12 protein-coding genes are annotated in these 10,209 nt (G+C 72.1%); 6 read left to right on the plus strand and 6 right to left on the minus strand.

Features of this window, described 5'->3' with window-relative positions:
* The first annotated feature begins 26 nt into the window (after nucleotides 1-26).
* Nucleotides 27-2,162: an MMPL family transporter gene (locus DKT69_RS23280; protein WP_109803628.1), complete on the plus strand. Its 2,136-nt coding sequence runs from the start codon at nucleotides 27-29 to the stop codon at nucleotides 2,160-2,162.
* A gap of 168 nt (nucleotides 2,163-2,330) precedes the next feature.
* Here the strand turns inward: DKT69_RS23280 and DKT69_RS23285 are convergent, their stop codons facing one another.
* On the minus strand, nucleotides 2,331-3,098 hold the full coding sequence (locus tag DKT69_RS23285) for a sterol desaturase family protein (protein WP_161557935.1): 768 nt from the start codon (nucleotides 3,096-3,098) through the stop codon (nucleotides 2,331-2,333).
* 125 nt (nucleotides 3,099-3,223) lie between these two features.
* Here DKT69_RS23285 and DKT69_RS23290 point away from each other — a divergent pair, with 125 nt between their 5' ends.
* Nucleotides 3,224-3,577: a nitroreductase/quinone reductase family protein gene (locus DKT69_RS23290; RefSeq protein WP_109803630.1), complete on the plus strand. Its 354-nt coding sequence runs from the start codon at nucleotides 3,224-3,226 to the stop codon at nucleotides 3,575-3,577.
* Nucleotides 3,578-3,600: 23 nt separating this feature from the next.
* Here DKT69_RS23290 and DKT69_RS23295 read toward each other — a convergent pair whose 3' ends face one another.
* The 5 genes from DKT69_RS23295 to DKT69_RS23315 all read right to left on the minus strand — a co-directional run bounded on the left by DKT69_RS23295 (nucleotide 3,601) and on the right by DKT69_RS23315 (nucleotide 7,740).
* The gene (locus DKT69_RS23295) at nucleotides 3,601-4,479 is read right to left on the minus strand and encodes a hypothetical protein (protein WP_146231188.1); all 879 of its coding nucleotides are present in this window, start codon (nucleotides 4,477-4,479) and stop codon (nucleotides 3,601-3,603) included.
* Nucleotides 4,480-4,485: 6 nt separating this feature from the next.
* Complete coding sequence (locus tag DKT69_RS23300; RefSeq protein WP_109803632.1) at nucleotides 4,486-5,316, minus strand: PPOX class F420-dependent oxidoreductase; 831 nt, start codon at nucleotides 5,314-5,316, stop codon at nucleotides 4,486-4,488.
* Nucleotides 5,317-5,394: 78 nt separating this feature from the next.
* On the minus strand, nucleotides 5,395-5,754 hold the full coding sequence (locus tag DKT69_RS23305) for a YciI family protein (RefSeq protein WP_109803633.1): 360 nt from the start codon (nucleotides 5,752-5,754) through the stop codon (nucleotides 5,395-5,397).
* Nucleotides 5,754-6,407 carry a DUF998 domain-containing protein gene (locus tag DKT69_RS23310; protein WP_109803641.1) on the minus strand — a complete coding sequence of 218 codons (654 nt, stop codon included), beginning with the start codon at nucleotides 6,405-6,407 and terminating at the stop codon, nucleotides 5,754-5,756. Before DKT69_RS23310 ends, DKT69_RS23305 begins: the two co-directional genes overlap by 1 nt.
* 67 nt (nucleotides 6,408-6,474) lie before the next feature.
* The gene (locus DKT69_RS23315) at nucleotides 6,475-7,740 is read right to left on the minus strand and encodes an RNA polymerase sigma factor (protein WP_109803634.1); all 1,266 of its coding nucleotides are present in this window, start codon (nucleotides 7,738-7,740) and stop codon (nucleotides 6,475-6,477) included.
* 119 nt (nucleotides 7,741-7,859) lie between these two features.
* On the opposite strand from DKT69_RS23315, the gene DKT69_RS23320 reads away from it, so the two are divergent.
* The 4 genes from DKT69_RS23320 to DKT69_RS23335 all read left to right on the plus strand — a co-directional run.
* Nucleotides 7,860-8,288, plus strand: a complete 429-nt coding sequence (locus DKT69_RS23320) for a hypothetical protein (RefSeq protein ID WP_109803635.1) — start codon at nucleotides 7,860-7,862, stop codon at nucleotides 8,286-8,288.
* Entirely contained in the window at nucleotides 8,282-8,506 is a 225-nt protein-coding gene (locus DKT69_RS23325) for a helix-turn-helix transcriptional regulator (RefSeq protein WP_109803636.1), read from the plus strand. The genes DKT69_RS23320 and DKT69_RS23325 overlap by 7 nt, the downstream gene beginning before the upstream one ends.
* The gene (locus DKT69_RS23330) at nucleotides 8,503-9,468 is read left to right on the plus strand and encodes an NAD(P)-dependent alcohol dehydrogenase (RefSeq protein WP_109803637.1); all 966 of its coding nucleotides are present in this window, start codon (nucleotides 8,503-8,505) and stop codon (nucleotides 9,466-9,468) included. The genes DKT69_RS23325 and DKT69_RS23330 overlap by 4 nt, the downstream gene beginning before the upstream one ends.
* Before the next feature lie 172 nt (nucleotides 9,469-9,640).
* On the plus strand, nucleotides 9,641-10,209 hold a 569-nt coding region (locus DKT69_RS23335; RefSeq protein ID WP_438361860.1), incomplete at its 3' end, for an ISAs1 family transposase.

Genomic DNA, 10,209 nt, shown 5'->3' on the forward strand with positions numbered 1-10,209 from the left:
CTCGCGCCGGCCAAAGGATCGACGACATGACCACAAGGCTGCAAGAGAAACCCAACCGACTGGCCGGCCTACCGTCCGGCCGCCGCAGCAAGTACGCCATGCTCATCTTCTGGCTCGTCCTCATCGCGGCGGCCGGGCCGCTGGCGATCAAGCTGACCGAGGTGCAGGACAACGACACCCTCGGCGCGCTGCCCGCCACCGCCGAAGCCAGCCGGGCGGTGCAGCGGGCGGAGGAGGCGTTCCCGGACTCGCAGAAGCCCCTGGCCGTCGTCGTCTACGTCCGCGAGGGTGGGCTCACCGACGCCGATCGCGCGAAGGTCGACGGCGACCGCACGGCGTTCGCCCGGTACGCCGACGGCGGCCAGGTGCCCCCGCCGGTGGCCAGCGAGGACGGGCGGGCGCTGCTGCTCTCCTTCCCGGTCGCCGGGGACGCCGACCAGCGGGCCGACGCGGTGGCTGATGTCAAGCAGCGGCTGACCACTGACGCACCGGCCGGCCTGCGGACGGCACTCACCGGTCCAGCCGGCGGCGAGGACGACGTCTTCGACGCGTTCGGCGGCATGGACACCACGCTGCTGCTGGCGACCGCGGCGACCGTCGCGTTGCTGCTCCTCGTTTCGTACCGCAGCCCGGTCCTGTGGTTGATCCCGCTCATCACGGTCGCGGTGGCCAACCAGCTCGCCAGCGCGGTGGTGTACCTGCTGGCCCGGCACGCCGGGCTGGCCGTGGACTTCCAGAGCCAGAGCATCCTGACCGTGCTGGTCTTCGGTGTCGGCGTGGACTACGCCCTGCTGCTCATCGCCCGCTACCGGGAGGAACTGCGCCGGCACGCCGACCGGCACACGGCGATGGCCGTCGCGCTGCGGCGGTCGATCGGCGCGATCGGCGCCTCGGCGGCGACCGTCGCGATCGGCCTGCTCTGCCTGCTCGCCGCGCAACTGCCGTCCACCCGGGGGCTCGGACCGGTCGGCGCCGTCGGGATCGCCGCAGCGTTCCTCGCCATGACCACGCTGCTGCCGGCCGTGCTGGTCATCTTCGGGCGGTGGCTGTTCTGGCCGTTCGTGCCGCGGTACACACCGGACGCGGTCGGGCTCGACGTGGCGGCCGAGCACGGGGTGTGGCGCCGGATCGCCGGTTTCGTCGGCCGGCGCCCCCGCGCGGTGTGGCTGGGAACGGCGGCGGCGCTGGTCGCCCTGAGCTTCGGCATCGGCAACCTCAGCATCGGCATGCCGCACGACGAGTCCTTCACCAAGGAGGTCGGCTCGGTCACCGGCCAGCGGATGATCGAGGCGCACTACCTGAGGGGAGCCGTCGCACCCGCCGAGATCCTGGCCGCCGCCGGCCCGGCCGACCAGGTGGTGGCCGCCGCCCGTACCGTGCCGGGGGTGGCCGAGGTGGGCGAGCCGGAACGCTCGCCGGACGGCCGCTGGGTGCGCATCGCGGCGGTCCTGGCCGACACGCCGGACAGCGACGCGGCGCTGGACACCGTCGAGCGGCTCCGCGCCGCGGTGCACGCCGTGCCGGGCTCGCAGGCCCTCGTCGGCGGCGACACCGCGTACCTGCTCGACGAGGAGCGGACGGTCGGCCGGGACAACCGGGTCGTGGTGCCGCTGGTGCTGGCCGTCGTCTTCGTCATCCTGGTGCTGCTGTTGCGCGCGCTGGTCGCGCCGCTGCTGTTGCTGGCGAGCGTGGTCCTGTCCTACGTCGCCGCGATGGGCGCGGCCGGGCTGATCCTCGACGCGATGGGCTACCCGAAGCTCTTCGTCGGGATCCCGCTGCAGACGTTCCTGTTCCTCGTCGCCCTCGGCGTGGACTACACCATCTTCCTCACCACCCGGGCCCGGGAGGAGACGGCCCGCCTCGGGCACCGGCAGGGCGTGCTGCACGCGCTGACCGTGACCGGCGGGGTGATCACCAGCGCGGGCGTGGTGCTGGCCGCCACGTTCGGCGCGCTCAGCGTGCTGCCGCTGGTGCCGTCCGTCCAGACGGCCGTCATCATCGGCGTCGGGGTGCTGCTCGACACGTTCCTCGTCCGCAGCCTGCTCGTCCCGGCGCTGGCGCTGCACGTCGGCCCCCGGACCTGGTGGCCGAGCACGCTCGCGCGGCCGGCATCCCGGCCGGTCGCGGCCCCGCCGGTCAAGCGGATACCGGCGGCGTCGTAGGAGCCCGGCGGGCGACGCCCGCCCGGGGAGTGCTCACGGGCGCCGGCCGTACCCAGAGGTACGGCCGGCGCCGCACCCCGGTACGCGAAATCGGGCGGAGCCGGCCTGAACTGACATCCGGTGGTCGCGTGACCCCCGGGCCCAGGTGCCGATCGGATGATCGCCCGGTCAGGCCGCCACGGCGTACGGCTCCGGGTGGGCCGCGACGCGACGCTGGTCGTAGTCGGGGGCGAGGGTGCCGAACAGGCGGTCCCAGATCGACGTGTAGAAGCCGAGGTTGACCGCCGGCTCGACGTGGTGTCCCGCGTGCAGCGTCGGGGTGGCGACCCAGCGGAACACCCGGCTGCGTCGGGCCGCCGGCGGGAGCACCTCCACGCCCAGGTGCCCGAAGATGCCGAAGACGAGGTTCACCGCGGTGTAGGCGAGGATCGCCCAGACCGAGAACGCGTGCGTCGCGAGCGCGGCCAACCAGAGCCCGCCGAATCCGAGGATCTCCAGCGGGTGGAGCGCGTACAGCGTGGCGGGGCGGGCGTCGACGAACCGGTGGTGCAGCGCGTGGGCGAGCGGGAAGAGCCGGGGCCGGTGCGCGACCGCGTGGCCGGCGTACATCAGCAGGTCCATCAGCAGGAGCAGCAGGACGAAGTCGGCCAGGATCCGGATGCCCGGGTCCGCGTTCAGGTGGATGATCCCGGCCCGCCACAGGCCCCAGCCGGCGACCGTGACCACCGCGTTCATCAGGATCGCCCCGGCGGCGAGCCACACCTGCAGCCGGCTGATCCGGCCGGGGTCGGTCAGCAGCCGTACGACCGTCGGCAACCTCAGCATGGCGTTGCCGAGGCCGACGGCGATCAGGAAGAGGATCACGTTCTCGAGCAGGGCGAGCCCGACCATCTGGCCGACATCGAGTCGCCACGCCCAATCGAGCACCGCATCCACGTCTTTCAGTATCCACCGGTCCGGGGAGCTCGGGACGCACCTTATTCGCGGATCGCGCAACAGGCCAGCGTGAACCTCCATAGCCTGGCGGGTGGGAGCACTTCGAGAAGTTGACGGAGGACACCGTGACCAAGGCCGTCAGGGAAGCGCTTGAGGGCGTCAGCGAGGTCCAGCTGACCGTGACCGGCCGGAAGACCGGACGGCAGATCACCCACCCCGTGTGGTTCGTGCAGGAGGAGGAGAGCGCCTTCCTGGTCCCGATCACCGGCTCGGACAGCGACTGGTACAAGAACGTACGGCAGACACCGATGGTGCAGCTGGCCGCCAACGGGACGGCGGTGAGCACGACCGCCACGCCGATCACCGACGCGGACCGGGTCAACCACGTGGTGCAGATGTTCCGCGAGAAGTACGGCTCGGATCAGGTGGACCAGAACTACCCGAAGCACGACGTCGCCGTCCAGGTCTCCCTCACGTAGCCCGTCGGGTCAGCCGGTGATCGTCAGCGCGACCGGCAGGCCCTGCCGCACCTCAAGGACCGCCCGCTCCCCAGCGGTTGCGCCAGGTCGACGGTGGCGGTGCGGCGCGCTCCGACATCCCCGCACGCCGCGCCGTCGGCGTGGCGCTGCTCGATGACGATCACGACGAGGGCGTTGACCGACTCGGCGGCCTCCGCACTGTAGTCGGCGCCGCACGGCTGGCTGCCCGGGCCCGGGGAGCCGGTGAAGGCGACCGTCAGCCGCCGGCTCGTCGTGGTGCCGGTCGCCGACTCGATCGCCAGCCCGCCATGCGGGTACTCGGGACCCCACGCCGGCGGCGTCACCACGATGGCGGCCGCGGGGGCGACCGCGATCCGGGTCAGCCGCACCGCCGTGCCCCTGAGGGTGTATTCCCAGGCCGGGGCCGTGGCGGGGCCGCGCGTGGTGGGGATCCGCGCGGTGGTTAGGCGTGCGGCGGTGGCCTCCAGGGGTACGCAGTCGCAGTGCCCGCCGCCCGTCGCTCTCAGCTGGGCGAGTGCCTCCTCGGCCGACATCAGGGGAACCGGCTGTGTCCTGCCTTTCTCCCAGACCACCGTCCCGGTCGGTTGCCCGGCGGTGGGCAGCGCCGTGGCGGGGAAGATCTTTCCGGCCAGCAGCGCCTGCTTGTTGTTGTCCCCGTTCGCCGGTTCCCAGTCGCCGAGCTGGCTGGTCAGCTCCCCGACCGGCACGAAGCTCTGCGCCCCACCGGCGTCGCGGACCGCCTTGTCGTACCGGCTCAGGGCGTCGCGCGCCTGCTGGCGCAACCTGTCCAGGTCATCCCCGCCCGGACCGCTGCCGGTCGCGCCGCAGCCACCGAGCACGGCCATCGCGGCGACCCATACGAGCCAGCGCCGTCCAGCCATTCCCGTTCACCTCCGCACCCCTTGGACGTCCGCCGCCCCGGTGACGGTTCCGGGAACTGCGGTCGGTGCAGGAGTCAGCTCGAAGTGGACAGTATGGCCGGTCTTGCGGCGGCCGAGGCGGTGCGTCAGCGGTACCAGCACCCCGTGCAGCAGCGGCTGCTTGCGCCGCAGCGCCCGGCTGGCCGCTCGATACTCCGCCCCGCTCAGCCGCCGCGCCACCGCCTGCACCGTCGCGCCGGTCGGCTTGCCGAGGGCCGACGACGGCGCCACGGTCACCCGCGGGTCGTTCCGCAGTCGTACCGTCTTCCACGCCTTCTCGAAGCTGCGCATGTACGCCCGCTCCCCCACCACCGCGATGCTCACCGGCGTCGGCACCGCTGTCCCGTCCCGCTTGTACGTCGTCAACACCACCGTCTTCTGCCGCACGAAGCCAGACCAGAAGGGGGCGGCGGACGGCGAGACGTAACCGATCACCCACCCCAGCTCGCGCAGCCGGAACACCAGCGCGACCAGGGAAAGCACGGCCAACAGCAGGACCAGCCAGGTCTGCACGGCACTGCCGCCGACATCACCGTCGACGACGTGCGACACCGTGTGCGCCACCCCGCCGACCAGGTAGCCGGCCAGTGCCACCGCGAGCGCGTCGGACCAGATGAGGGCCAGCAGCAGCGTCGTGCCGATGCCGAGTTGGAACGCCCCCACGTCGTGCACGAAGTGCTCGCTGGGCGGAAAGTCGACCGCCGAGCTGAACGAGGAGGGTGCCACCAGCGCCCATACCCCGATGACCATCGCCGCCAGGCCGAGCAGCGCGACCAGGATCCGCACAATTCTTCTCATGCCCGCTTGACGGGACACCGCCGGACGATGTGACACGGGGAGCCGGCCCCGAAGAGCCGGCTCCCCGCAGCAGAAACGTCAGCCCTCGTAGACTCGCCGCACGTCCACCTCGACGTCGATCCCGTGCTGCACGAAGACGTCGGTGAACCGCTTGCCCCACTCGACCGCCTCGTCCCGGGACCGCACGTCGACCAGGGCGAACCCGGCGATGAGCTCCTTGGTCTCGGTGAACGGCCCGTCGGTGACGGTGGTCTTGCCCTTGGACACGGTGATCCGGGCCGCCTCTTCCTTGCTCGCGCAGAGCCCTTCGGCGGCGAGCAGCACCCCGGCCTGGACGACCTCCTCCATGAAGGCGCCCATCGTCTTCATGAACTCCGGGCTCGGGTCGAAGTTGCCGGGGACGTCCTCGTCCAGCTTGTGCATGATCATGTAACGCATCAGTGCTTCCTTTCCACAAGAGTCACGGTGGTCAGCCACCCGAAGATGAAGACCGAGCCCAGCGCCATCCGGACGCTGATGCTGTCCTGGTCGGGCCAGGCCATGACGACGACGGTCGCCAGGGCGCAGGCCAGGGAGAACACCGCCCAGCCGCGCCGGCCGGTGCGCAGGTACCGGCGGGCGAAGACCAGGCAGGCGATGGTGAGGGATCCGAAGGCCAGCATGGCCCCGACGCCGTGACCGATGGCGTGCCAGCTCAGCGAGTCGGGCGCGCCTTCGGGCGCGCTGGCCGGCCAGCCCATGCTGGGGTCGGAGGGCATCGCCCCGGCGACGATCAGGCCGATGCCGAAGACCGCCACCAGGGCCGGCCCCCACGTCCCGGCTGGCGTCCCGCGCAGGGCCCGCCGCAGACCAAGAGCACCGGCGAGCGCCAGCAACCCGGTGAGTACGAAGTTGGCGGTCTGGATCCAGCCGTGCTCGCCGAGGGCGAGCAGGCTGAGCGGCTGCCGGCTGAGGTCGAACCCGTCCCGGGTGAGCACCTGCGCCGCCGCCACCACCCCGAACAGCGGCCCGGTGGCGATTCCGGCCGCGAGCAGGGTCCGCGTCGACAGGGCGCCGGTGACCCCGCTTCGCGGCATCGTCGTACTGGTCATCTCGATCTCCTCGTCATCGGCTCTCACTGACGCGTCGATCGGGTCGGCCGGGATCCGACATCACCTTTCAAGATTTTTTCTGCCGGTCGCTGGCGGCGGCGCGGTCGAGCAGCAGCGCCCGCTCCCGCGCGTTGCCCGTGAGGGACGCGGCGCGCTCGAACTCGGCGCGCGCCTCGTCGTGGCGGCCGAGCTTGGCGAGCAGGTCGCCGAGCACGCTGGGCAGCAGGTGGTAGTTGTCGAGCGCCGGCTCGTCGGCGAGGGCGCGGGCCAGCTCCAGGCCGGCGGCGGGGCCGTCGGCGAAGGAGACGGCGACGGCCCGGTTGAGTTCCACCACGGGCGAGGGCACGCGCCGGGCAAGCTCGGCGTAGAGCGCGGCGATCCGCGCCCAGTCGGTCTCGGCGGGGGTACGCGCCCGCGCGTGGCAGGCGGCGATCTCGGCCTGGATGGTGTACGGGCCGGGGGTGCCGCCGAGCGCCCGGGCCCGGTCGAGGGCGGCGAGCCCGCGGCGGATGAGGAGCTGGTCCCACCGGCTGCGGTCCTGGTCGTTGAGGAGGACGGGTTCGCCGTCGGGGCCGGTGCGGGCGGCGGTGCGGGAGGCCTGGATCTCCAGCAGCGCGGCCAGGCCGTGCACCTCGGGCTCGTCGGGCATCAGCCCTTGCAGGATGCGGGCGAGGCGCAGACCCTCGTCGGTGAGCGCGGGGCGCATCCAGTCGTCGCCGGCGGTGGCCGAGTAGCCCTCGTTGAAGATCAGGTAGATGACCTCCAGCACGGAGTCGATTCGTTCGGCGCGTTCGGTGGGGTCGGGGACCTCGAACGGCACCCGGGCGGCGGCGAGGGTCTGTTTGGCGCGGGTGATCCGCTGGCCGACGGTGGTCTCGGTGGTGAGGAAGGCGCGGGCGATCTCGGCGGTGGTGAGGCCGCCGACCAGCCGGAGGGTGAGCGCGGCCCGGGCGATCGGCGAGAGGACCGGGTGGCAGGCGACGAAGATCAGCCGGAGCAGGTCGTCCTCGATGCGTTCCTCGACGGCGGCGTCGAAGTCGGGGGTGAACTCCTCGCCGAGGTCGCGGCCGAGTTCGGCGACCTTGCGGTCCTCGGTCTGCCGGCGGCGCAGCGCGTCGATGGCCCGGCGCTTGCCGACGGTCATCAGCCAGGCGCCCGGGTTGGCCGGTACGCCGTCGCGCGGCCACGTCTCGAGCGCGGCGACGAGGGCGTCCTGGGCCAGCTCCTCGGCCTGACCGACGTCGCGGACCAGCGCGGCCAGGCCGGCGATCACCCGGCCGGACTCCATCCGCCAGACTGCCTCGACGGTACGGCGTGCCTCGGACTCCCCCATGGTCACTCATCAGAGCAGCCCGGCCCGACGTTCTCAAAGGAAGTAAAGAATCCTTGACATCGTGTCGGCCGTGCTTGACACTCATGGTGTCAAAGATTCTTTACCTGGGGGAGAGCTCGGTGGCCTTCGAAGAGAAACGCGCCTGGATCATGGCGCTGGTGGCGGTCGCCGGCTATGCCGCGTACGCGATGGTGGTCCTCGGCCGCGCGGACGGCGACCCGCTCGCGGACGTCTCCTACGCGGGCCCGCTGCTGGCGACGGTGGCCGCGGCGATCGTCACGTCGATCGCGCTGAACATCCTGGTGTCGATCGTCTCGCCCGAGGGGGCGAACGAGAAGGACCAGCGGGACCGGGAGATCCACCGGCTCGGCGAATACATCGGCCAGTCCTTCGTGATCGTCGGCGGGGTCGCCGCCCTCGCGATGGCCCTGGCGAACTGGGACCAGTTCTGGATCGCCAACGTCATCTACCTGTGCTTCGTGCTGTCGGCGGTGGTCGGCTCGGTCGCGAAGATCGTCGCCTACCGGCGGGGCTTCCAGTCGTGGTGAGGCCGACCCGGATCACCAACACCATCCGGGCGCTGCGCTTCGCCCACGACGAGATGACCCAGGCGGAACTTGCCCGCCGGATCGGCGTGACCCGGCAGACCGTCATCGCCATCGAGCAGGGCCGCTACTCGCCCTCGCTGGAGATGGCCTTCCAGATCGCCGCCGTCTTCGGCGTGCCCCTCACCGACGTGTTCCAGTACCCGCAGGAGGAATCGTGAAGGCCATCGTCCAGGACCGGTACGGCCCGGCCGACCTGCTCCGCCTCGCCGACGTCGACCGGCCGACCGCCGGCCCCGGCCAGGTGCTCGTGCAGGTCCGCGCCGCCGGCGTCGACCCCGGCGTCTGGCACCTGATGACCGGCCTGCCCTACGCGGTACGCCTCGGCTACGGGCTGCGCCGCCCCCGCAACCGGGTCCCCGGCCTGGACCTGGCCGGCCTCGTCACCGCCGTCGGCCCCGGCGTCACCGGGTTCACCCCCGGCGACGCGGTCTACGGCACCGGCGCCGGCAGCTTCGCCGAGTACGCCCTCGCCCCCGCCGCCCGGCTCGCCCCGAAACCCGCCAACCTCACCTACACCGAGGCCGCGGCCGTCCCCGTCTCCGGGCAGACCGCGCTCACCGCCGTCCGCAAAGCCGCCCGGGTACGCCCCGGCCAGCGGGTCCTGGTCATCGGCGCCGGCGGCGGCGTCGGCTCGTACGCCGTCCAGCTCGCCCGCGCGGCCGGCGCGCACGTCACCGGCCTCTGCGGGCCCGGCAAGCTCGACCTGGTCCGCTCCCTCGGCGCGGCCGAGGTGGTCGACTACACCCGCACCGACCTCCCCGACCAGCAGTACGACGTGGTCGTCGACACCGCCGGCAACCGGCCGCTGTCCCGGCTGCGCCGCGTCCTCCCGCCGAAGGGGACGCTCGTCCTGGTCGGCGGGGAGGCGAGCGACGGGAAGTGGCTGCAGGGCTTCGACCGGCAGCTGCGGGCGCTGGCGCTGTCACCGGTCGTCGGTCAGCGGCTGGTGCCGCTGGTGGCGAAGGAGAGCACGGCGAACCTGGTGGCGTTGACGGAGTTCATCGAGGCCGGGCAGGTCCGGCCGGTGGTCGACCGGACCTTCTCCCTGGCCGAGGCGCCCGACGCCATGCGGCACGTCGAGGGCGGCCACGCGACCGGCAAGGTGGTCATCACCATCTGACTACGGACCAGGAGGTCAGGGGCAGGGCGATTGCGTAGTCGATCGGTGGGTGCCCTGAGCTGGGAATCTACGGGGTGAGTGGCCTCTGTGGAGGCAGGTAGAGCGGGTGAGATCGCGTCGGTGATCATGGAGTTCTCTAGGCTTCACGACACCCCGAGGACCTCACCCGCCGATGTCATCATGCCCGATCCCCGCGCTGTCTTCGGTCGCCGGCACCCCTGGCACGTCACCACCGTCCGTTACTGCAGGTGAGACAACGGGACTGCTACACGCCTTGGCGGCGGTCCCGGATCCTCGAGATCCACGGGGAGTGCGTTACCCGCTGTCGGGCTTGCTCGCGGCCGCGGTGTGCGCGGTCCTCGCGGGGGCGTCGTCGTTCGCCGCGATCACCGATTGGTTGCACGATCTGGATGAGCAGGCCCGCGACCGGCTCGGCTTCGGCCATGGGGTGCCGGCGGGTACGACGGTTTGGCGGTTGCTGACCCGCCTCGACGATCAGTTGTTGTCTACCGTCCTCGCGGGTTGGCTGAGGGTCCGCGCCCGGCCGGTCACACCCCGGCCGCACCGATATCGGACGGTGATCGCCGTGGACGGGAAAACGCTGCGGGGAGCCAGCCGTGCCGACGGCGGTCAGGTTCATCTGCTGTCCGCGCTGGACACCAGCACCGGCATCGTCCTGGCCCAGGTCACCGTGAGCGCGAAGAGCAACGAGATCCCCGCGTTCGCACCGCTGCTCGACGC

Origin of the sequence: Micromonospora sicca, from assembly GCF_003172935.1 — a bacterium.
In the GTDB taxonomy this organism is placed as follows: domain Bacteria; phylum Actinomycetota; class Actinomycetes; order Mycobacteriales; family Micromonosporaceae; genus Micromonospora; species Micromonospora sicca.

Coding starts and splice junctions, on each gene's coding strand:
- DKT69_RS23280 (WP_109803628.1), top strand. CDS start 27: ATGACCACAAGGCTGCAAGAGAAACCCAACCGACTGGCCGGCCTACCG.
- DKT69_RS23295 (WP_146231188.1), bottom strand. CDS start 4,479: ATGGCTGGACGGCGCTGGCTCGTATGGGTCGCCGCGATGGCCGTGCTC.
- DKT69_RS23300 (WP_109803632.1), bottom strand. CDS start 5,316: ATGAGAAGAATTGTGCGGATCCTGGTCGCGCTGCTCGGCCTGGCGGCG.
- DKT69_RS23305 (WP_109803633.1), bottom strand. CDS start 5,754: ATGCGTTACATGATCATGCACAAGCTGGACGAGGACGTCCCCGGCAAC.
- DKT69_RS23310 (WP_109803641.1), bottom strand. CDS start 6,407: ATGACCAGTACGACGATGCCGCGAAGCGGGGTCACCGGCGCCCTGTCG.
- DKT69_RS23315 (WP_109803634.1), bottom strand. CDS start 7,740: ATGGGGGAGTCCGAGGCACGCCGTACCGTCGAGGCAGTCTGGCGGATG.